The sequence below is a fragment of the Ferrovibrio sp. genome, assembly GCF_965278975.1.
Taxonomy (GTDB): Bacteria; Pseudomonadota; Alphaproteobacteria; order Ferrovibrionales; family Ferrovibrionaceae; genus Ferrovibrio.
Genome location: NZ_OZ257126.1, coordinates 1,664,314 through 1,684,599 on the forward strand (window position 1 = coordinate 1,664,314; position 20,286 = coordinate 1,684,599).

Below are 20,286 nucleotides of genomic sequence, written 5' to 3' on the forward strand. Positions count from 1 at the left end.
AGCACCTCCTGCTTAGCCGAGGCCCAGCTCCTTGAGGATATCGCCGATGCGGGCGATCTCGCTGGTGATGTACTTGGCATAGTCGTCACCGGCGAGGAAGATGTCGGTCCAGTCGCGCGCGGTCAGCTGTTCCTTCCAGGCCGGCGACTGATTCATCTTGCGCATCAGTTCGATCATCGCCGCGCGGTCGGCATCCTTCACGCCCGGAGGCGCGAACACGCCGCGCCAGTTGAACAGCTCCACATCGATGCCCTGCTCCTTGATGGTCGGGATATCGATGCCGGCCTGGCGCTTGTCTGCCGAGATGCCCAGCGCGCGCAGCTTGCCGGCCTTGATCTGCTCGGCGAATTCGCCATAGCCGGAAACGCCGCAGGTCACCTGCGCGCCCAGCAGGGCCGCCTGGGCCGGGCCGCCACCGGCATAGGCGACATAAGCCACCTTCTTCGGGTCGCCGCCCACCGCCTTGGCGATCATGCCGGCGAGGATGTGATCGGTGCCGCCGGCCGAGCCGCCGGCCCAGGAAACCTTGGCCGGATCGGCCTTGAAGGCGGCGGCGAGATCGGCCATCGACTTGATCGGCGAGGTCGCCGGCACCACCACCACTTCGAATTCACCGGTGAGGCGGGCAATCGGCACCGTCTGCGTCATGCTCACCGGCGACTTGTTGGTGATCAGCGCGCCCACCATCACCATGCCGGCAACCATCAGCGCGTTGCCCTGGCCTTTCCACTGGTTGACGAATTGCGGCAGGCCGACCGCGCCACCAGCGCCGCCGACATTGGTCACCTGCGCGCCCTTGATCATGTTGCCGGCCTTGAGCGCCTGCTCGATGCTGCGCGCGGTCTGGTCCCAGCCGCCGCCGGGATTGGCCGGCACGAACAGTTTCAGATTGTCGATGCCTTGGGCGCGCGCCGGCATGGCGGGCAGGCCGCCGAGCGCGGTACCGGCGCCAAGCGCCAGCGAGGTGGAGACAAACTGACGGCGCGAAATGGTGAACGGCATGGTTCTGTTTCTCCCCTGGAGCGCCCGTTTATCCAATATTTATGGGATGTTGGCGCGAATGAGCGGAGCCTAATCCGCGCCCATGCCGGATGCAAGCAGACCGCTGGTTTCCAGCGACGGAAAGCTGAAGCGCACCGTTGTGCCGCTGCCTTGGCGGCTTTCCAGGGTAAAATGTCCGCCTTGCAGTTCCACCAGATTGCGGCTGATCGCCAGGCCCAGGCCGGTGCCGCCCTTGAAGCGTGCCTTATGCGCGTCGCCGCGCTGGAAGGGTTCGAAGGCATGGGCGATTTCCTGCTCGCTCATGCCGAAGCCGGTATCGGCCACCGTTACCGTCACCTGGCCATCCTGCTGGTCGCAGCGCAGCGTGACATTGCCGCCAGGGCGGTTGAACTTCACGGCATTGCTTAAGAGATTGAGCAACACCTGGGTCAGTGCGCGGCGGTCGGCATAGACCGGATGCTTGCCGGGCAGATGCGTCAGGGTAACGCTCTCGCTTTGTGCCGCCGGTGCCACCATCGCCACTGCTTCCGCCATCAGCGCATCAAGCTCCAGCCGCTCCGGCGCGAAGATCATCTTGCCGGCATCGATCTTGGACAGGTCCAGGATGTCGTTGACCAGTTTCAGCAGATGCTGGCCGGAGCGATGGATATTGGTGACATATTCCTGCTGGCGCGGCGTCATCGGCCCGAGATAGCCGGCATCCAGCATTTCGGAAAAACCCAGGATGGCGTTCAGCGGCGTGCGCAATTCATGGCTCATATTGGCCAGGAACTGGCTCTTGGCCTTGTTGGCGCGTTCCGCCGCCTCGCGCTCCTGGATCAGGCGGCGTTCGGTTTCCTTCAGCGCCGTGATGTCGATCGCCGCCGTCACCACACCCATCGGTTCACTGGCGGAATCGCGCACCACCGATTTGCTCAGCCAGTAGATTTTCTGCTTGCCGGTATCGGCATCGCGCCAGTGCCATTCCTGGTCGATCACCACATCCTTGTTGAACAGCACGGCGCGGTCACCGCGCTCGATCGGCAAGGCCAGGTCGGGCGGTCCGATTTCGGATAGTTTCTTGCCGACAATCGGCGCATCGCCATAGCCCAGCACCTGGCGGCTGCGGCGGTTGATCAGCTGGTAGCGCAGATCGCGGTCCTTGTAATGCACCACGGCCTGTACCGTGTCGATCACCGCCTGCACCAGGGCCAGGGCATCATCCTTGGCGCGCGCGCTCTCGGTCATGGCGCGGTGGGCATCATCGAATTCCAGCAGCACCAGGCCGATGCCGGTGGCCAGGTTGACCAGCAGCGAGATGATGAACGGCCATTTTGCCGTCGGCGGGCCGCCCTGCTGCTGCGCCACTGCGACATAGATCAGCGTGTTCAGCGAGCGCAGGATCAGCAGCAGGCCAAGGCCGATATAGAGTACGCTGCGGCGATGGATGAGCAGCAGCGCGCCGCCATATAGCTGCACCAGCAGCAGGGCGATGCCGGGCGCGGCAAAAAAGACGGCAGGGTAGATCACCATCAGCGACACCACCGCTGCGGTGATGGCGCCGCTGAGCGCCGTGGCCGCGGCGATATTGGACGGCAGGTTGAGATGGTGGCGGATGCCGAAGGCCAGCAGCACGGCGAAGCTCTGCTGCATCAGCACGACGCCAAAGGCGTAAAGCAGATTGCCGCGCCAGTCGGTATAGCCGAACAGCAGGAAGTTGATTGCCAGCGCCACATGGGCCGCCGCCCAGTAGGCGAGATGGGGGCGTTTCTCCCGCAGCCGCAGCTGCACCAGCAGGCACAGTGCCGCGATCAGCAAGGTCACTAACGCCGCAGCCAATGCGCCATACTGGCCCATGGATTGCCTTCCCCCGGAGACTTATGGGCCGATTATGGCCACGCTTCCGGGGTGGCGACAAGCAAGCTTTTGTGAACGGCGCCTGCCGTCAGGGGGCGCAGGCCTTGCCCTGCCGGGGCCGCGCGGGCAGAGTAACGCCATGATGCAATGGCGCAATTTGCTTTCGGCTCAACGGCTTGGCCATCGCGGCGCGGAGCCGGTGACACCGGCACGCAATCCGTTTCAGAAGGATTGGGACCGTGTGGTGTTCTGTTCCGCCTTCCGTCGGCTGCAGGACAAGACCCAGGTCCATTCGCTGCCCGAGAGCGATTATGTGCGCAACCGGCTGACCCATTCCCTGGAGGTATCCTCGGTCGGGCGCTCGCTGGGCGCGCAGGTGGGCGAGGTGGTGGTGGCCCGCGAGGGGGCCGAGCTGAACGGCATCTCGGCCGCCGAATTCGGCCATATCGTCGCCGCCGCCTGTCTGGGCCATGATATCGGCAATCCGCCGTTTGGCCATTTCGGCGAAGCCACCGTGCAGCACTGGTTCCGCGATGGCGAGGGCGCGCGCTATCTCGATGGGCTGGCGCCGGCGGAGGCCGCCGATCTGTGCAATTTCGAGGGCAATGCCCAGGGTTTCCGGGTGCTGACCCGGTTGCAGAACTGGCGCGATGCCGGCGGCCTGCGGCTAACCTGCGCCACGCTCGCCACCTTCATGAAATACCCCTTCGGCGCCAGTGCGGCCGATCCGGCACGGCGCAAATTCGGCTTCTTCCAGGCCGAGGCCGAGCCATTCCGTGAGATCGTTGGCGAAGTCGGCCTGGCCGAACTGCGCCCCGGGGTTTATGCCCGCCACCCGCTGACCCATCTGGTCGAGGCGGCAGACGACATCTGCTATTCGGTGGTGGATATCGAGGATGGCTACAAGCTCGGCCGCATCACCTTCGAGGAAGCCGAAAGCCGGCTGAAGGCTTTGCTGCCCACCCTGCCGCCGCGCTATTCGGAAATCGCCGACCAGCCCTGGCGCATCGCCTATCTGCGCGCCAAGGCCATCGGCGCGCTGATCGATCAGGCGGTGGCGGTGTTTGTGGAGCGCGAACCGGATATTCTCGCCGGCGGCTTCCGGGGCGACCTGTTGCAGCATACCGCCGCCGCGCCGCATCTGGCCGAGATTGCGCAATTCAGCCGCGCCCGCATCTTCGAGACCCGCGAGCGGTTCCAGACCGAGGTGATGGGCGGCGAAATCCTGATCACGCTGCTGGCTGCCTTTTCGGCGGCGCATTTCGCGCTGGAACAGGCCGGCGGCGAAGCCGGTCTGGCGCCGCGCCATCGCGCCCTGCTGCGCCTGATGCCGCAGCGCCCCGATGCCGCCACGCCGCGCTATCACTGGCTGCTCAGCGTCACCGATTTCGTCAGCGGCATGACCGACTCCTATGCCCTGAAACAGTTCCAGCGCCTGCGCGGCCTGCAATAAACATCACCCGAGAGGAAAGCCCGATGACCGCCCGCATCGACTACTACACCTTCATGATCTCGCCCTGGGCCTATCTCGGCTCGGCGCGGCTGGAAGCCATCGCCGCCAAGCACAAGGCTGAAGTGCGGATCATCCCGATGGAAGCCGCCGGCGTGTTCCCGGTCAGCGGTGGCCTGCCGCTGGCGCAGCGCGCGAAGCAGCGCCAGGCCTACCGCCTGATGGAACTGGCGCGCTGGCGCGATTATCTCGGCGTCCCGATCAATTTCCAGCCGAAGCATTTCCCCGCTCCCGATGGCCTGGCGGCGCGGCTGGTGATCGCGGCCCGCGATGGCGGGCAGAATGCCATCAAGCTGGCCCATGCCATCATGCGTGCCGCCTGGGCCGAAGAGCGCAACATCGCCGATGCCGATACCCTGAAGCAGATTGCCGCCGAGGCTGGTCTGGATGGCGCCGCGCTCCTCGCACTAGCAGAGCAGCCTGCCGCGAAGGCGGCGCTGACCCAGGGCACCGAGCAGGCGATTGCCGCCCAGGTTTTCGGCGCGCCCTCCTATGTCTTTGACGGGGAAATCTTCTGGGGCCAGGACCGGCTGGATTTCCTCGACCGCGCATTGGCTCGCAAGGGCGGCAGTTTACCCTGATAAATCCAGGTAACTGATTGGTTCATTGGGATTTTACCCCGGATTGGCTGCGGAATTGCTCGCCGTGGCTGTGCAAAAAATCCCATATACCTGCGGTAAAACCGGCGGCACAATCAGTCCCAGGCAATAAAAAACCAGGGAGGGCAGGGTGCAGGCAGCAGCAACACTCGCGGCGAGCGCGACGATGATGGAAATGCGGCCTGCCGTGAATCCCCTGGCGGCGCGGCTGCATATCCGCGAAATCCAGATCGTGCGCCTGATCGGCCATGGCCTCGGCAACCGCGAGATCGCCGAACGCCTGGCGCTCTCGGTACAGACCGTGAAGTGGTACAACAAGTCGCTGTTCCAGAAGCTCAACGTTGCCAACCGCGCCGAGGCCCTGTCGGCCGCGAAGGCCGGCGGCCTGCTCTAATTATCTAGCGATTATTAGCTTTAGCCCGGCATGAACAGGCCGCGCTCGGCCTGCACCATCTCGGCGATGATGTCGCCTGCCGCCTTCACCCAGGCCACGTCATGCAGGTCGGCATGGGTGATCAGCCAGAAGGTGCGCGTCAGCGACACCTGCTCGGGCAGCACCCGCACCAGTTCGGGATTGGCTGCCGCCATGAAGCAGGGCAGCACGCAGATGCCGGCGCCCGCCGCCGTGGCATTCAACTGCGCGATCAGGTTGGACGAACGGATGCGCGCCTTGAGCCCGGCGGAGATCAGCGGCAGGTAATCCAGTTCGGGGCTGAAGATATATTCATCAGCATAGCCGATCAGGCGATGCTGATGCAGTTCGGCGGCGCTCGAAGGTGTGCCATGGGCGGCGAGATAGCTTGGTGCGGCGTAAAGCTGCAGGCGGTAATCGGTCAGCTTGCGGGCATAGAGCCGGCCTTCCTTCGGACAGGCCAGGCCGATGGCGATATCGGCTTCGCGCTTCGACAGGCTGAAGATGCGCGGCATGGCGATCAGCTCGACCTGCAGGTCGGGATGGCGCTCGACGATGCGGCCAAGCCGCGGCCCGAGGAAGCTGCCGCCGAAGCCGTCGGGCGCACCCACCCGCACCGAGCCGGCAATGGTGGCGGCGGCACCGGATAATTCCTTGGCGGCGCGGATGGTGGTGCGCTCGATGCTCTCGGCGAAGGCCATCAGCTGCATGCCGGCCTTGGTCAGCCGGTAGCCCTGGGGCTGGCGCTCGAACAGCGGCGAACCGAAAGCGGTTTCCAGCGCCGCGATACGGCGGCTTACCGTGGTATGGTCCTGGCCTAAGCCGCGCGCCGCCGCCGTCAGCCGCCCGCTGCGGGCGACGGCGAGAAAATAGCGCAGATTGTCCCAGTCGAATTCAGTACGCGTCATGTTTCCCCTCGCGCCCGACGATAGCGGCGCGGGCGCGGCTTGGCTACAACAAGGGGGAAGTGAATCGCGGACAGGACGCGCGATATGAACGCAGTATCAATGAGCAATATGCAGCAGCGGGTGAAGCTGCTGTTTCCCGGCGTGATGGCGGCGGGCGTGGTGGCGATTGCCGCCACCTTCCTGAGCCAGCATTACGGCGGCCCGGTGATGCTGTTCGCGCTGCTGCTTGGCATGGCGCTGTATTTCCTCAGCCAGGAAGGCCGCTGTGGCCCTGGCATCGAATTCGCCGCGCGCGGCCTGCTGCGTTTCGCCATTGCCCTGCTTGGCACCCAGATCACCTTCACCGAGATCATCAGCCTCGGGCCACGCCCGATCATCACCGTGCTGATCGGTGTTATTGCCACCATTCTCTGCGGTTGGGTGATGGCGCGCATGCTGGGGCTGGACAAGCGCATCGGCCTGCTCACCGGCGGCGCCACCGCGATCTGCGGCGCATCAGCCGCGCTGGCGATTTCCGCCGTGCTGCCGCGCGGCGAAAATGCCGAACGCGATACCGCCTTCACCGTCATCGGCGTCACCACGCTGTCCACCTTCGCCATGGTGCTGTATCCGATGATCGTGCAGCTGATCGGCCTGGATCATGCCGCCGCCGGCGTTTTCATCGGCGCGACAATCCATGATGTGGCGCAGGTGGTCGGCGCCGGTTTCTCGATCTCGGAGGAAACCGGCACTATCGCCACTTTCACCAAGCTGCTGCGCGTCGCGCTGCTGCTGCCGGTGGTGTTCGCTTTCACTTTGGTATTTCGTGGCGCGGCTTCAAAACAGAGTGGTGCGCAGCCACCCTTGCCGTGGTTCCTGATTGCTTTCGCCGTACTGGTGCTGATCACCTCCACTGGCATCATTCCGGCGCCGGTGCTGGAAGCGGCAAAGAACACCTCGCGCTGGTGCCTGGTGATCGCCATTGCCGCCCTTGGCATGAAAACCACGCTGAAATCAGTGGCCGCCGTCGGCCCGCGCGCCATCGCGCTGCTGGTCGGCGAAACGGTCTTTTTGCTGCTGCTGGTGCTGGCGTTGATCTGGGTGGAGTACAGGTAAAAATCCCGGCTTGGCGAATCCCTCACTCATCGTCATGCCCTGCGCAGGCAGGGCATCCACGGGTTATTTTTCCATGTAGCAAAAAAAGAACGCGTGGATGGTCCGCCTTCGCGGACCATGACGGAAGGGGTAAAACCCTACCCGAACTTGGCCCGTGCCAGCTTGGCGCCTTCGCCGAGCGCCTTGAGCTTGGCGGCGGCGACATTGCGGTCGAGCGGGGCGAGGCCGCAATTGGTGGCGGGCAGCAGCTTGTCCTTGGGCACGAACTTCAAGGCCGTCTCGATGGTGGCGAGAATCTGTTCCGGGGTTTCCACCGTGTCTGTGGCCACGTCGATCACGCCGACCATCACCTGCTTGCCATCGAGCAGCGCCATCAGGTCTGGCGGCACCTTCGAGTTGGCGCATTCCAGTGACACCTGATCCAGCTTGCTCTTGGCCAGGGCCGGGAAGAAATCCTCATACTGGCGCCATTCGCTGCCCAGCATGCGCTTCCATTCGATATTGGCCTGGATGCCGTAGCCGTAGCAGATATGCACCGCCGTGGTGCAGGTAAGGCCATCCATGGCGCGGTGCAGCGCATCGATGCCCCAATCGGCGGCCTGCCGCGTGTAGGCGTTGAAGGCCGGTTCGTCGAACTGGATGATGTCCACACCCTCGGCCTGCAAGGCTTTCGCCTCGGCATTGAGCAGGTCGGCGAAGGCCATCGCGGTCTTTACCCGGTCGCCGTAGAACTCGTCCTTCACCGTGTCCATGATGGTCATCGGGCCGGGCAGGGTGAACTTGACCTTGCGCGTGGTGTGGGCGCGCAGGAACGGTGCTTCCCAGGGATGGGCGCGGCCCTTCATCTGCAATTTGCCGACGACGCGCGGCACCATCGCCTTGTAGCGGTTGTCGCGGATGCCGATTTCCACCTTGTGCTGGCGGTCGATGCCATCCACGTTCTCAACGAAGCCATGCACGAAATGCTGCCGGCTCATCTCGCCGTCGCCGACGATATCGAGCCCGGCGTCTTCCTGTTCCTTCAGCCACATCAGGGTGGCATCGCGCTTGGCGGTTTCGAGATCGGCACCCTCGGCACGCCATTGCGGCCACAGCTTGTTGGTCTCTGAAAGCCAGCCGGGCTTCGGCAGGCTGCCGGCGATGGTGGTCTGGAACAGCATGGCGTTTCTCCCCGTAACGGATTTGAGGGTGAGTTTACTCTGCTGCTTGGGCCGCCGCCAGCATGCGCGGTGTCGGGCGGTCATTCATGAACAGCTGCATCAGGCCGGCGGCCGCGCCGATGCTGGCGGCAAGCTGCCAGGCGAGCTGATAGGAGCCGAGCAGGTCGTAGATCACGCCGCCGCCCCAGGCGCCGAGGAAGCTGCCGACCTGGTGGCTGAAAAAGGCGATGCCGGTCAGCGTGGCGAGGAAGCGGATGCCGAAAATCTGCGCCACCAGGCCGTTGACCAGCGGAATGACACCGAGCCACAGCGTGCCCATCACGGCGGCGAACAGCAATGTTGTCGCCTGGCTGGCCGGGATCATGAAATAGGCGGCCAGCGCAAACGAGCGCAGCAGGTAGATCAGGCCCAGCAGGGTGCGCTTCGGATAGCGGTCGCCAAGCCAGCCGAACAGCCAGGAGCCGAACACGTTGAAGGCGCCGATCACCGCCAGCGCCTGGCCGCTCACCATCGGATCGACGCCGCAATCGGCGAGGTAGGTGGGCAGATGGGTGGTGATGAACACCAATTGCAGGCCGCAGACGAAGAAGGCCACGGCCATCACGATATAGCCGCCATGGCGACGGGCTTCGCCCAGCGTCTGGCCCAGGGTCTCGGTGGGGCCGGTCTGCGCATCCATCGGCACGGCATCGGCACGGCTGCCAATGAAGGCGGCGGGCAGCATCACGGCGGCGAGGCCGACAAAGACGAAAGTGGCGATCTGCCAGCCGTAATCCACGATCACATTCTGCGCCAGCGGGGCGCAGAAGAAGGTGCCGATCGAGCCGGCAGCGGAAACCAGGCCGAAAGCCAGGCTGCGGCGCTCGGGCCGCACCACGCGGGCCGCCACCTTGGCGGCGATGCCGGAACTGGTGCAGGACAGAGCCAAGCCGATCAGCACGCCGGCGCCCAGCATGATCTGCAGCGGCCCGGTGGCAAAGGCGGTGAGGATGAAGCCCAGCGCGTAGATCAGCACACCGATGATGGAGGTCCAGCGTGTGCCATAGCGGTCGACCAGGGCGCCGGCGAAAGGCTGGGTCACGCCCCAGACGATATTCTGCAAGGCCAGCGCGAAAGCGTAGTCGCTGGCCGAGACGCCGAGATCCTGGCCGATCGGACGCATGAACAGGCCCTGGCTCTGGCGCATGCCCATGGCCAGCGACAGCATCACGGCGGCGCCGGCCAGGATCCAGATGCTCTGGGCGCGGGTCAGACTCGGGTGATGGAACGGCGAGCTTTGATGAGAAGTTTGGGTCATCGGTCGGCTGCTTGTTTTTTTATGGTCTCGGGCTGGCGCGAAAATGGCGCGGGGCAGCGCCAAAGTCCAGCGCGGGATTGTATTAAGATTGTATCACTGCGACCTGACATACTGAGTTGGTGACGCGGGTGCGAATTTTCGCTGCCGATGCCGTGCCGGCATTCCGTTTGTAACCGGCTTCCCATACTATCCCTTCGCGGTTTAACGCAAAAAACGAGGGGAAAAATCATGTTCAAAAGCTTCGCTCAGACACTCGCCATCGTCCTGTTCACGTCGCTGCTTGCGCTGTCTCCGGCCAGCCTGTCCACGGCCCTGGCGGCCGGCGCCATCGCGGTGGACGACGAGGAGGGTGAGAACCCGACCGATGTGGGCTACGGCATCGGCTACGGCTCCAGCCGCGAGGAAGCCGCCACGGCGGCGATGGCCGAATGCCGCAAGAGCGGCAACAAGGGCTGCAAGGTGGCGGTGCGCTTCGATACCTGCGGCGCCTATGCCGCCTCGAAGGCGCATTACGGCGTCGGCTGGGGCGCCAGCAAGGCGGTTGCCACGGCGGCGGCACTGGAAAGCTGCGGCGCCGGCTGCAAGCTGGTGGTCGCCGACTGCGAATAAGCTTCAAGAAGTCGCGGCTGGTCAATCCCGGACCGGCCGCGATGCTTGCCTTGCTGGCCGGGCAATGCTGTTCTAGTCGCAACCAGCCTTAGTCGGAATACAGCCATGACCCAGGATATCCTCAACAGCCTCAAGGGTATCGAGGCGGACCTCATCCGTATCCGCCGCGACATCCACAAGCATCCCGAAACCGCCTTCGAGGAAGTGCGCACCGCCGATCTGGTGGCTGCCAAGCTGACCGAATGGGGCATCCCGGTGCATCGCGGCCTGGCCAAGACTGGCGTGGTCGGCACGCTTCACGGCAGCGGTAACGAGGGCAGCCGCAGCATCGGCCTGCGCGCCGACATGGATGCGCTGAACCTGCTGGAGCGCAACACCTTCGATTATGCCTCGGTGCATAAGGGCAAGATGCATGCCTGCGGCCATGACGGCCATACCGCCATGCTGCTCGGCGCCGCGCGCTATCTTTCCGAACACCGCAATTTCAGCGGCACGCTGCATTTCATCTTCCAGCCGGCCGAAGAAGGCGAGGGCGGTGCGCGGGTGATGATTGAGCAAGGCCTGTTTGATCAGTTCCCCTGCGATGCGGTCTACGGCATGCACAATATTCCCGGCCTGCCGCTGGGCCAGTTTGCCATCCGGCCCGGTTCGATGATGGCGGCTTCCGATACATGGACGGTGGTGTTCCGTGGCACCGGCGGCCATGGCGCCATGCCGCATATGGGCACCGATCCGACCCAGCCGGCGGCCAGCTTCGTCACCGCGACGCAGAATATCATCGGCCGCAATGTCTCGCCGCAGCATGCTGCCGTGCTCAGCGTTGGCCATATTGCCGCCGGCTCCTATGGCTCGCCGAACGTGATCCCGGCGGAAGTGACGGTGCGCGGCACCGCGCGCAGCTACACCCCGGCGGACCGCGACCTGCTGGAGCGCCGTTTGGGCGAGGCCGCCCAGGGCATCGCTGCCGCCCATGGCTGCAGTGTGGAATACCATTACCTGCGGCGTTATCCGCCGCTGGTGAATGCCAACGCGCAGACCGATATCGCCTTGCGCGCGGCGGCAGCCACCGTGGGTGCTGCCAATGTCGATGGCGATGTGGAGCGGCTCACGGGTGCTGAAGACTTCGCCTTCATGCTGGAGAAGAAGCCCGGCGCCTATATTCTCTTGGGCAATGGCGGCAGTGTGGAAGATGGCTCCTGCCATTATGTCCACACACCACATTACGACTTCAACGACCAGGCCTTGGTCACCGGCGTTGCCTACTGGGTCAATCTCGTCGCGGAAGAACTCGGCCAGCGCTAAGGCTGCGCGCGCTCATACCGGATACCCAGCGCCTTGATGCGTGACGCCAGCGTGGTCGGCTTCACGTCCAGCCGCGCCGCCGCCCCTTCCGGGCCGAAAACGCGGCCATTGCTGGCTTCCAGCGCGGCCAGGATGTTATGCCGGTCGCGCTCGCGGCGGTCGGCTTCGGTGAGCAGCGCGTTGCTTTTCAGCGGTATGGCTGCCGGCATGGCCGGCGCCGCGGTATCGGGCAGGTCCAGGCGCAGGCGGCCCTGGCGCGCCAGGATCGCGGCGCGCTCAATCACGTTTTCCAACTCGCGCACATTGCCTGGCCAGCCATAGCGTTCCAGGCGGCGGATATCGCCTTCGGTCAGGCGCAGGTCGCTGGTCTTGAGCTTGCGCGCATTGCCGCGCAGGAAATGCGAGGCCAGCAGCGCGATATCTTCGCGCCGCTCGCGCAGCGGCACGGATTCGATCGGCACCACATTGAGGCGGAAATACAGGTCTTCGCGGAAGCGGCCCTGGCGCACTTCCTGGCGCAGGTCGCGGTTGGTGGCGGCGATCACGCGCACAGCCACCGCCCGGGTGCGTTCCTCACCCACGCGCTCGAACTGGCCTTCCTGCAACACGCGCAGCAGCTTGCCTTGCAGCTCCAGCGGAATCTCTCCCACTTCATCCAGGAACAGCGTGCCGCCATCGGCCAGTTCAAACCGCCCGACGCGGTCGCGCAGCGCACCGGTGAAAGCGCCGCGCACATGGCCGAAGAATTCACTCTCGAACAGCTCGCGCGGAATCGCCGCGCAGTTGACGCGGATCAGCGGCCGGTCGGAGCGTTTGCTCGCCTCGTGAATGGCGCGCGCGATCAGCTCCTTGCCGGTGCCGCTCTCGCCCGTCACCAGCACCGTGGCATCGGTGGGCGCCACCAGCTCAATCTGGCGCAGCAGGTTCTGCACGGCGGCGGATTGCCCGATGATGCCGCGATGATTGCCTTCAAGGCGGATTTCTTCCTGAAGGTAGGCATTCTCCAGTTCCAGCTTGCGGCGCAGCGTATCCACTTCCTCAAGGGCGGCGCGCAACTTTTCTTCCGCCTCGCGGCGATGGCCGATATCGCGGAACACGATCACCGCGCCCACCACCACGCCACGGTCGCGGATCGGCGTGGAGGTGTATTCCACCCAGACCGGCTGGCCCGAGCGATGCCAGAACACTTCGTTATCCACCTGATGCACGGCGCCATCGCGGAAGGCGCCGTAGATCGGGCAATCCTCATGCGGGTAGTGGCTGCCGTCATGCCGGGTGTGATGCACGATGGTGTGCATGTCCTTGCCCACCAGTTCCTCGGCGGGCCAGCCCAGCATGCGCTCGGCGGCGGGATTGACGAAGGTGGTCTTGCCCTCGGCATTGACGCCGTAGATGCCTTCACCGGCGGCGCGCAGGATCAGCTGGTTCTCGCGCTCGACATCGCGGAAGAACCTTTCCACCCGCTGCCACTCGGCCAAACCGCCGCGCACATAGCCCGCCGCTGCCTCGTCCACCTGGCGGCGGCGGCGCGCTTCCAGGTCGCTGATGGTGATCAGCAGGCCCGGCTTTTCGCCGTTCAAGACCGCGCCGGCATATTCCACCTTCAGCGCCGCGCCGGTGGCGTGCCGCGGTTGCAGGTCGGCGCTCCAGTAATGCCCCTGGGCCAGCACCGCCTCGCTGAACACCACCAGGGCCGGTACCTGGTCCGGGTGCAGCGCGCTCACGGCACTGCCGCGCAAAGCGGCACGGTCATAACCCAGCAGGCGGCAGGCGGCGGGATTGGCATCCAGCACCCGGTCGGCATAGGGGTCCACCACCAGCATGGCATCCGGGCAATGCTCGAAAACCGCGCCAAACATTTCCGGGATTTCGCTCGCCAAGGGTCTGCAACCTCTCATTAGTAACGAAATATCGTAATTATGATTACGCTTTTTCGTATTATACGAATTCTCGTAGCGAGAGCGAGCAGATTCGGCGGTATTCCGATTCCTGGATTACCGGGAATCTGTAGCCGGGCCATAAACGTGGCATGATGCTTGCTCCTCTCTGGTGGAAAGAATGCATTTGTTTCGGGCGGGGGAATTTCTGCTCGAAAATTAGGCACCATCAGAGACGGAGACCGCTGCATGTCGCTGTTCCAGGATCCCTTCGACGCCAATACCCGCCTCGACGCCTGCCCGTGCGGCAAGCACAACACCCTGGCGGCGCATAACGCCGATGTGGCGGAATGGCAGCGCCAGACCCAGCTTCGCCTCACCACCGCCGCCGACGAAGAAAAGCGCCTGACCAGCGCCGTCGACCAGGCGGTAATCCGCGCCCTGATCCCGAACGACACCACCCGCCGCCGCGTGCTGCATGCCGTCGGCGCCGGCACGCTGCTTTCCGCCATCGAGCAGTTCTTCCCGCTGGCTACCGCGCGCGAGGCCTTCGCGCAGGACAAGGCGCCGCTGGAGAAGAAGGACCTCAAGGTCGGCTTCATCGCCATCACCTGCGCCACGCCGATCATCATGGCGCATCCGATGGGCTTCTATTCCAAGCATGGCCTGAATGTGGAAGTGGTGAAGACCGCCGGCTGGGCGGTGATCCGCGACAAGACCCTGAACAAGGAATATGACGCCGCGCATATGCTGTCGCCGATGCCGCTGGCGATCACCACCGGCACCGGCTCGGCGCCGATCCCCTACACCATGCCGGCGGTGGAAAACATCAACGGCCAGGCCATCACGCTCAGCGTCAAGCACAAGGACAAGCGCGACCCGAAGCAGTGGAAGGGCTTCAAGCTAGCCGTGCCGTTCGACTATTCGATGCACAATTACCTGCTGCGCTACTATCTGGCCGAACATGGCATCGACCCGGATACCGATGTGCAGATCCGTTCGGTGCCGCCGCCGGAAATGGTCGCCAACCTGCGCGCCGACAATATCGACGGCTTCCTGGCGCCGGATCCGGTGAACCAGCGCGCCGTCTATGACGGCGTCGGCTTCATCCACCTGCTGACCAAGGAAATCTGGGACGGCCATCCCTGCTGCGCCTTCGCCGCCAGCCAGGAATTCGTTTCCACGATGCCGAATACCTACCGCGCCCTGCTGCGTGCCATCATCGAAGCCACCGCTTACGCCACCAAGGCGGAGAACCGTAAGCAGATCGCCGAAGCCATCGCGCCGGCGGCCTATCTCAACCAGCCGGTGACGGTGGTGGAGCAGGTACTCACCGGCACCTTCGCCGATGGCCTGGGCAATGTGAAGAAGGTGCCGGACCGCATCGATTTCGCACCCTTCCCGTGGCAGAGCTTCGGCATCTGGATTCTCACGCAGATGAAGCGCTGGGGCCAGCTCAAGGGCGATGTGGATTACCAGAAGGTCGCCGAGCAGGTGTTCCTCGCCACCGACACCCAGAAGCTGATGCAGGATGTCGGCCTCACGCCGCCGTCCAGCCCGTACAAGACCTTCTCGGTGATGGGCAAGGCGTTCGATCCGTCCAAGCCCGCCGAATACATCAATTCGTTCAAGATCAAGCGGGCCTGATCAATGAAGCTGTCCTTCCGCCTGCGTGCTGCTGCGGTTTCGCTCGCGCTGCTCATTGCCCTGCTTGCCGCCTGGCAGATCGGCACCATGGGCACCGGCACCACGCAGGCGATGGACCCGGAATACGCCAAGCTGATGGGCCTCACCGCCACCCAGGGCAAATCGGCCATGCCGGGGCCCTGGGATGTGGCGAAGATTCTGGGCAAGCATCTCGCCGATCCGTTCTATGTGAAGGGGCCGAACGACCAGGGCATCGGCATCCAGCTGATCTATTCCATCGGCCGCGTCGCGCTCGGCTTCGGCCTCGCGGTGATCGTCGCGGTGCCGCTCGGTTTCCTGATCGGCCTGTCGCCGTTGTTCCGCCAGGCGCTTGATCCGTTCATTCAGGTGATGCGTCCGGTATCGCCATTGGCCTGGATGCCGCTGGCGCTCTACACCATCAAGGACAGTGGCATTTCCTCGATCTTCGTCATCTTCATCTGCTCGGTCTGGCCGATGCTGACCAACACGGCGTTTGCGGTGGCGAATGTGCGCAAGGAATGGCTGAACGTGGCGCGCACGCTCGAAGTCGGCACCATGCGCCGCATCTTCCGCGTGCTGCTGCCGGCCGCCGCCCCCACCATCCTCACCGGCATGCGCATCTCGATCTCAATTGCCTGGCTGGTGATCGTGGCCGCAGAAATGCTCGTGGGCGGCACCGGCATCGGCTACTTCGTCTGGAACGAATGGAACAACCTGTCCATCGCCAACGTCATAAACGCCATCCTGTTCATCGGCGTGGTCGGCATGCTGCTCGACCAGCTGCTCGGTCTTGCCGTGCGCGCCGTGACCTATCCTGAGTAAAGCACCATGACCCAGCCTTTCATTCAGGTGCAGGAACTCGCCCGCCGCTTTGCCGCGCCCGATGGCAGCACCACCACGGTGTTCGAGAATGCCTGGTTCAATATCGAGCAGGGCGAATTCGTCTGCATCATCGGCCATTCCGGCTGCGGCAAGACCACGGTGCTGAATATCCTGGCCGGTCTCGACAAGCCCTCGCACGGCGCCATCCTGCTGGAAGACAAGGAAGTGGATGGCCCCAGCCTGGACCGCGCCGTGGTGTTTCAGAGCCACGCGCTGATGCCGTGGATGACGGTGGAGCAGAATGTTGCCTTCGCCGTCGCCTCGCGCTGGCCGAAATGGAGCAAGGACAAGGTCCGCGAGCAGGCGCGCAAGTTCATCGCCATGGTCGGCCTGGCGGGTGCGGAAGCGAAAAAGCCGTCGCAGCTTTCCGGCGGCATGAAGCAGCGCGTCGGCATTGCGCGTGCGCTTTCCATCGAGCCGAAGATGCTGCTGATGGATGAGCCGTTCTCGGCTTTGGATGCATTGACTCGTGGAACACTACAAGACGAAGTGCTGCGCATCCGCGCCGCCACGGGCTTGACGGTGTTCATGATCACCCATGACGTGGATGAAGCCATCCTGCTGGCGGACCGTATCGTGCTGATGACCAACGGGCCGGGCGCCAGGATCGCCGAGATCCTCGTCAACACGCTGCCCAAGGACCGCCAGCGCGAAACCCTGCACCAGCAGCCGGAATACTACGCCATCCGCAATCACCTGCTGGATTTCCTGGTGCGGCGCTCCAAGAGCTTCGTGCCGCCGGCCGATTACGATCCGCGCAAGCCGCCGCAGGTGCGCGCTTCTTCCAAGCCGCCGGTGAGTGATCCGCTCACCGATGCCGCCGATTGAGTTTGTTCGCTGAAAAAACAGGAGAGAAACAGTGCAGCGCAGCGACGTCACCGAGAAAATCCTCGACACCAAGCGCCTGAAGGGCTGGACCTGGAAGGACATCACCAAGAAGATCGATCCCAAGGAATCGACCATCTACCTGACCTGCGGTCTGCTCGGCCAGATGAAGCTGAAGCCGGAACAGGCCAAGAAGACCGCCAAGCTGTTCGGCCTCACCAAGCTGGAAGAGGCGTTGCTGGTGGAGATTCCCTATCGCGGTTCGCTGCCGCCGGGCCCACCCACCGATCCGACGATCTATCGCTTCTACGAGCTGGTGCAGGTTTACGGCACCACCTGGAAGGAACTGATCCATGAAGAATTCGGCGATGGCATCATGTCCGCCATCGATTTCAACATGACGATGGAGCGCCTGCCCGATCCCAAGGGCGACCGCGTGAAGATCGTCATGACCGGCAAGTTCCTCGACTACAAGCGTTACTAAAAAACAGCCGACGTCCCCAGACGGAGTGGTTATTGCCGAGTGCCGTAGACGTATTGGATTACATCGCCTATGCCGCCCGGCGGCTGGCCCAGCGCCAGCGCCTGGCGGCGGAAGCGCCCGAAGCAGCGGCTGCCATCGCCTATGCGATCGCGGTGGGAAACGTGCTGCATTGCCTGCAGACCGAGCGCGGCTCCAGCGCGGTGTTCATCGGCAGCAAGGGGCAGCAATTCCGCACTGAACTGGGCGCCGCCCGCGCCGCGCTGGATCAGCGCATCGAGGCCAAGCGCCAGGCAACGGATGCCTGCCGGGGCTTTGCGCTGCTGCGTGAACTGGTGGCGGCGGCGGATGCGGCGCTCAAAGGTTTGGATCAGGCCCGCACCGCGCGCGCCGCTATCGATCGGCTGGAATTCACCCCGCCGCAATCCTTCCAGAACTGGACCCAGGCGGTGCGGGTCGAATTCGCCACACTGCAGCAGATCGGCCTGGCGCTGGATCACCGCGATCTGGTGCGCATGCTGGATGCCTATGTGGCGCTGCTGGAAGGTTTGGAGAAATCGGCGCAGGAACGCGCCACGGGCTCCGCTGCCATTGCCAGCGGCAAATTTGAATTGCCGGTGTATCAGCGCTTCATGGCGCTGGCCTATATGCAGGAAGCGGATTTCGCGCTGTTCAATGAGCGGGCGACGCCGGAACAGGCGGCCCTGCTCGAAGCAGCGCGGTGTGATGCGGCCTGGATCGATCTGCTGGAACTGCGCACCAAGGTTTATGACGGTTTTGCCCAGGGGCATGTCGGCGGCGTGGCGGCACCGCACTGGTTCGAGCAGGCGACCAGGCGCATCGCCGTGATCAACCGCGTGCGCGACCGCGTTGCCGCCGATCTGCAGGCCGAGGCCGCGGTGACACTGGCACCGGATGAGAAGCGCCTGCTGCCGCTGTTTGCTCGCGCCATGCGCATCGGCCTGGCATTGGCCGGTGGCGGCGGCGCGCTGGCGGCTCTGCGCGGGCAGTATGAAACCTGGCGCCAGGCCGCGCCGGCGCGGTTGCAGGCAGCGCGGGCGGCCCAGGCCAAGGCCGACAGCGCAGCCCAGGCCCGCGCCGAGGCCCAGGCGCGCGAGCAGGTGGCAGCCGGCGAGGTGGAGGATTTCGTTCACCGCGTGGTCACCGGTGATCTGTCCAGCCGCGTCGCGCCCGATGGCAAGGAAGGCTTCTTCCTGCATTTGAGCGAGGAATTGAACCGCCTCACCGCCATGTTGCAAGGCATGGCCGAGGAACTGGCGCGCGTCACCGAGGCGTTGGGCCATGGTGACCTGACCCAGACCATGCAAGGCGAGTATGGCGGCATCTTTGCCGAACTGAAACAGGGCACCAACCGCATGGCCGGCCTGCTGCGCGATTTCTCGCTGCGGCTGGGCGGTAGCGCCGAACAGGTGCAGCGCGCCTCGGAGGAAATCTCCAGCGGCAGCCTTGATCTCGCCTCGCGCAGTGAAACCCAGGCGGCGACGCTTGAGGAAACCGCCGCGACGATGCAGCAGATGGCCGCCACGGTGAAGCAGAATGCCGCCAATGCCGAACAGGCGGACAGGCTGGCCGCCGATGCCCGCGCCAAGGCGATGGCCGGCGGCGAACTGGCCCAGGCATTGATCCAGGCAATGCAGAAGGTGGAGGATTCGGCGGCGCAGATCGGCGATATCGTCGGGCTGATGAACGAGATCGCGTTCCAGACCAACCTGCTGGCGCTCAATGCCGCCGTGGAAGCGGCCCGCGCTGGCGAAGCAGGCAAAGGCTTCGCCGTCGTGGCGCAGGAAGTGCGCGCCCTGGCGCAGCGTTCCGCCAATGCCTCGAAGCAGATCCGTGGCTTGATCGAAACCTCAGGCAGCCAGGTGCGCGAAGGCGCCGGCATGGCGCAGCGCGCCGGCCAGGCCCTCACCGGTGTCGGCGGCGCGATCCAGATGCTGAGTGGCCTGGTGACGGACATCGCCGCCGCCAGCCGCGAACAGGCGGTAGGGCTGGAGCAGGTGAGCATGGCTACCGCCGAGATGGATGCCACCACCCAGCGCAACGCCGCCCTGGTGGAGGAAACCAATGCTGCTGCCCAGGCTCTTGCGCAGCAGGCTGGCGACCTTGCCGCCCTGGTGCGCTTCTTCAAGCTCTGAGGCTGCCGCTCTTTCTTTCTGTGCGGCGGGTCCTATCATCGCCAGCATGACTTCCGATACTGATCCGCTCGATCTTGCCTATAGCGATGCCGTGAAGCAGGCGCAGTTGCAGCGCGGCAGCCGCAATGCCATGGCGCGTGGCCGGCTCGGCGCCGGCTGGTTCGATGTGGCGAATGATGATCTGGCCGCTTTCCTGGGCGAGCGCGATCATTTCTTCATGGGTACCGCCAGTGCCGATGGCCAGCCCTATATCCAGCATCGCGGCGGCCCGCCGGGCTTCCTGAAAGTGCTGGATGCCAAGACGCTGGGCTTCGCCGATTACAGCGGCAACAAGCAGTATATCAGCGTGGGAAACCTGAGCGAAAACCCGCGCGCCTTCCTGTTCGTGATCGACTATGCCCTGCAGCGCCGCATCAAGCTGTGGGGCCGGGCCGAGGTGGTGGAAGGCGATGCCGTGCTGCTGCAGAAGCTGATGCCGCCGGGCTACCAGGCGCGGCCCGAACGCGTGATTCTATTCCATCTTGATCTGTGGGCCATCAATTGCCCGCAGCATATCCGGCAGCGCGTGACGGCGGATGAAATCGCCCCGGTGCTGGCACGCTACGAAGCCCGTATCGAAGACCTGGAAAAAGAGCTGGCAAAGCTGCGCGGGGGCTGAAAACAGGCT

The 20,286-nt window shown here is 64.4% G+C and carries 18 protein-coding genes; 12 read left to right on the top strand and 6 right to left on the bottom strand.

Annotated features, from left to right (window positions below; genetic code table 11):
• Nucleotides 1–12 precede the first annotated feature (12 nt).
• Entirely contained in the window at nucleotides 13–1,002 is a 990-nt protein-coding gene (locus ACQY7X_RS08125; protein ID WP_428249394.1) for a Bug family tripartite tricarboxylate transporter substrate binding protein, read from the bottom strand.
• 69 nt (nucleotides 1,003–1,071) lie between these two features.
• On the bottom strand, nucleotides 1,072–2,838 hold the full coding sequence (locus ACQY7X_RS08130) for a PAS domain-containing sensor histidine kinase (RefSeq protein WP_428249396.1): 1,767 nt from the start codon (nucleotides 2,836–2,838) through the stop codon (nucleotides 1,072–1,074).
• Nucleotides 2,839–2,977: 139 nt separating this feature from the next.
• Between ACQY7X_RS08130 and ACQY7X_RS08135 the strand changes: the two genes are divergently transcribed.
• From ACQY7X_RS08135 to ACQY7X_RS08145, 3 genes are all read left to right on the top strand, one after another.
• Nucleotides 2,978–4,291: a deoxyguanosinetriphosphate triphosphohydrolase gene (locus ACQY7X_RS08135; protein ID WP_428249397.1), complete on the top strand. Its 1,314-nt coding sequence runs from the start codon at nucleotides 2,978–2,980 to the stop codon at nucleotides 4,289–4,291.
• Nucleotides 4,292–4,314: 23 nt separating this feature from the next.
• Complete coding sequence (locus ACQY7X_RS08140) at nucleotides 4,315–4,929, top strand: 2-hydroxychromene-2-carboxylate isomerase (RefSeq protein WP_428249398.1); 615 nt, start codon at nucleotides 4,315–4,317, stop codon at nucleotides 4,927–4,929.
• A gap of 148 nt (nucleotides 4,930–5,077) precedes the next feature.
• Nucleotides 5,078–5,341, top strand: coding sequence for a response regulator transcription factor (locus ACQY7X_RS08145; RefSeq protein ID WP_428249400.1), 264 nt, complete (start codon nucleotides 5,078–5,080; stop codon nucleotides 5,339–5,341).
• A 20-nt stretch (nucleotides 5,342–5,361) separates the two neighbouring features.
• Here ACQY7X_RS08145 and ACQY7X_RS08150 read toward each other — a convergent pair whose 3' ends face one another.
• The gene (locus ACQY7X_RS08150) at nucleotides 5,362–6,267 is read right to left on the bottom strand and encodes a LysR family transcriptional regulator (RefSeq protein ID WP_428249401.1); all 906 of its coding nucleotides are present in this window, start codon (nucleotides 6,265–6,267) and stop codon (nucleotides 5,362–5,364) included.
• Nucleotides 6,268–6,351: 84 nt separating this feature from the next.
• Here ACQY7X_RS08150 and ACQY7X_RS08155 point away from each other — a divergent pair, with 84 nt between their 5' ends.
• Nucleotides 6,352–7,362 (top strand): YeiH family protein, encoded by a 1,011-nt coding sequence (locus ACQY7X_RS08155; RefSeq protein ID WP_428249402.1) that lies wholly within the window; start codon nucleotides 6,352–6,354, stop codon nucleotides 7,360–7,362.
• 137 nt (nucleotides 7,363–7,499) lie between these two features.
• Here ACQY7X_RS08155 and ACQY7X_RS08160 read toward each other — a convergent pair whose 3' ends face one another.
• Both ACQY7X_RS08160 and ACQY7X_RS08165 read right to left on the bottom strand, forming a co-directional pair.
• A complete protein-coding gene (locus ACQY7X_RS08160) occupies nucleotides 7,500–8,522 on the bottom strand; it encodes a methionine synthase (protein ID WP_428249403.1) in 1,023 nt (340 codons plus the stop codon).
• Between the two features lie 34 nt (nucleotides 8,523–8,556).
• Nucleotides 8,557–9,819 (bottom strand): MFS transporter, encoded by a 1,263-nt coding sequence (locus ACQY7X_RS08165; RefSeq protein WP_428249405.1) that lies wholly within the window; start codon nucleotides 9,817–9,819, stop codon nucleotides 8,557–8,559.
• A gap of 228 nt (nucleotides 9,820–10,047) precedes the next feature.
• On the opposite strand from ACQY7X_RS08165, the gene ACQY7X_RS08170 reads away from it, so the two are divergent.
• Both ACQY7X_RS08170 and ACQY7X_RS08175 read left to right on the top strand, forming a co-directional pair.
• Nucleotides 10,048–10,428 (top strand): DUF4189 domain-containing protein, encoded by a 381-nt coding sequence (locus ACQY7X_RS08170; RefSeq protein WP_428249406.1) that lies wholly within the window; start codon nucleotides 10,048–10,050, stop codon nucleotides 10,426–10,428.
• 105 nt (nucleotides 10,429–10,533) lie between these two features.
• Nucleotides 10,534–11,730: a M20 aminoacylase family protein gene (locus ACQY7X_RS08175; protein WP_428249407.1), complete on the top strand. Its 1,197-nt coding sequence runs from the start codon at nucleotides 10,534–10,536 to the stop codon at nucleotides 11,728–11,730.
• Here ACQY7X_RS08175 and ACQY7X_RS08180 read toward each other — a convergent pair.
• Nucleotides 11,727–13,610: a sigma 54-interacting transcriptional regulator gene (locus tag ACQY7X_RS08180; protein ID WP_428249409.1), complete on the bottom strand. Its 1,884-nt coding sequence runs from the start codon at nucleotides 13,608–13,610 to the stop codon at nucleotides 11,727–11,729. The genes ACQY7X_RS08175 and ACQY7X_RS08180 overlap by 4 nt on opposite strands.
• A 246-nt stretch (nucleotides 13,611–13,856) precedes the next feature.
• Here ACQY7X_RS08180 and ACQY7X_RS08185 point away from each other — a divergent pair, with 246 nt between their 5' ends.
• The 6 genes from ACQY7X_RS08185 to ACQY7X_RS08210 are packed head-to-tail and all read left to right on the top strand — an operon-like array spanning nucleotide 13,857 to nucleotide 20,277.
• Nucleotides 13,857–15,254: a CmpA/NrtA family ABC transporter substrate-binding protein gene (locus tag ACQY7X_RS08185; protein ID WP_428249411.1), complete on the top strand. Its 1,398-nt coding sequence runs from the start codon at nucleotides 13,857–13,859 to the stop codon at nucleotides 15,252–15,254.
• A 3-nt stretch (nucleotides 15,255–15,257) separates the two neighbouring features.
• Complete coding sequence (gene ntrB, locus ACQY7X_RS08190) at nucleotides 15,258–16,097, top strand: nitrate ABC transporter permease (RefSeq protein ID WP_428249412.1); 840 nt, start codon at nucleotides 15,258–15,260, stop codon at nucleotides 16,095–16,097.
• A 6-nt stretch (nucleotides 16,098–16,103) separates the two neighbouring features.
• A complete protein-coding gene (locus tag ACQY7X_RS08195; protein ID WP_428249413.1) occupies nucleotides 16,104–16,985 on the top strand; it encodes an ABC transporter ATP-binding protein in 882 nt (293 codons plus the stop codon).
• Between the two features lie 31 nt (nucleotides 16,986–17,016).
• Nucleotides 17,017–17,466, top strand: coding sequence for a cyanase (gene cynS, locus ACQY7X_RS08200; RefSeq protein ID WP_428249414.1), 450 nt, complete (start codon nucleotides 17,017–17,019; stop codon nucleotides 17,464–17,466).
• Nucleotides 17,467–17,498: 32 nt separating this feature from the next.
• Complete coding sequence (locus ACQY7X_RS08205) at nucleotides 17,499–19,619, top strand: methyl-accepting chemotaxis protein (protein WP_428249416.1); 2,121 nt, start codon at nucleotides 17,499–17,501, stop codon at nucleotides 19,617–19,619.
• A gap of 46 nt (nucleotides 19,620–19,665) precedes the next feature.
• Nucleotides 19,666–20,277, top strand: coding sequence for a pyridoxamine 5'-phosphate oxidase family protein (locus ACQY7X_RS08210; protein ID WP_428249417.1), 612 nt, complete (start codon nucleotides 19,666–19,668; stop codon nucleotides 20,275–20,277).
• Nucleotides 20,278–20,286: the final 9 nt, after the last annotated feature.

What these genes read in the sequence shown, in the direction of transcription:
- ntrB (WP_428249412.1), top strand. Translation starts at nt 15,258, where the DNA reads ATGAAGCTGTCCTTCCGCCTGCGTGCTGCTGCGGTTTCGCTCGCGCTG.
- ACQY7X_RS08185 (WP_428249411.1), top strand. Translation starts at nt 13,857, where the DNA reads ATGTCGCTGTTCCAGGATCCCTTCGACGCCAATACCCGCCTCGACGCC.
- ACQY7X_RS08140 (WP_428249398.1), top strand. Translation starts at nt 4,315, where the DNA reads ATGACCGCCCGCATCGACTACTACACCTTCATGATCTCGCCCTGGGCC.
- ACQY7X_RS08170 (WP_428249406.1), top strand. Translation starts at nt 10,048, where the DNA reads ATGTTCAAAAGCTTCGCTCAGACACTCGCCATCGTCCTGTTCACGTCG.
- ACQY7X_RS08155 (WP_428249402.1), top strand. Translation starts at nt 6,352, where the DNA reads ATGAACGCAGTATCAATGAGCAATATGCAGCAGCGGGTGAAGCTGCTG.
- ACQY7X_RS08150 (WP_428249401.1), bottom strand. Translation starts at nt 6,267, where the DNA reads ATGACGCGTACTGAATTCGACTGGGACAATCTGCGCTATTTTCTCGCC.
- ACQY7X_RS08210 (WP_428249417.1), top strand. Translation starts at nt 19,666, where the DNA reads ATGACTTCCGATACTGATCCGCTCGATCTTGCCTATAGCGATGCCGTG.
- ACQY7X_RS08130 (WP_428249396.1), bottom strand. Translation starts at nt 2,838, where the DNA reads ATGGGCCAGTATGGCGCATTGGCTGCGGCGTTAGTGACCTTGCTGATC.
- ACQY7X_RS08195 (WP_428249413.1), top strand. Translation starts at nt 16,104, where the DNA reads ATGACCCAGCCTTTCATTCAGGTGCAGGAACTCGCCCGCCGCTTTGCC.
- ACQY7X_RS08135 (WP_428249397.1), top strand. Translation starts at nt 2,978, where the DNA reads ATGATGCAATGGCGCAATTTGCTTTCGGCTCAACGGCTTGGCCATCGC.
- ACQY7X_RS08125 (WP_428249394.1), bottom strand. Translation starts at nt 1,002, where the DNA reads ATGCCGTTCACCATTTCGCGCCGTCAGTTTGTCTCCACCTCGCTGGCG.
- ACQY7X_RS08175 (WP_428249407.1), top strand. Translation starts at nt 10,534, where the DNA reads ATGACCCAGGATATCCTCAACAGCCTCAAGGGTATCGAGGCGGACCTC.
- ACQY7X_RS08160 (WP_428249403.1), bottom strand. Translation starts at nt 8,522, where the DNA reads ATGCTGTTCCAGACCACCATCGCCGGCAGCCTGCCGAAGCCCGGCTGG.
- ACQY7X_RS08165 (WP_428249405.1), bottom strand. Translation starts at nt 9,819, where the DNA reads ATGACCCAAACTTCTCATCAAAGCTCGCCGTTCCATCACCCGAGTCTG.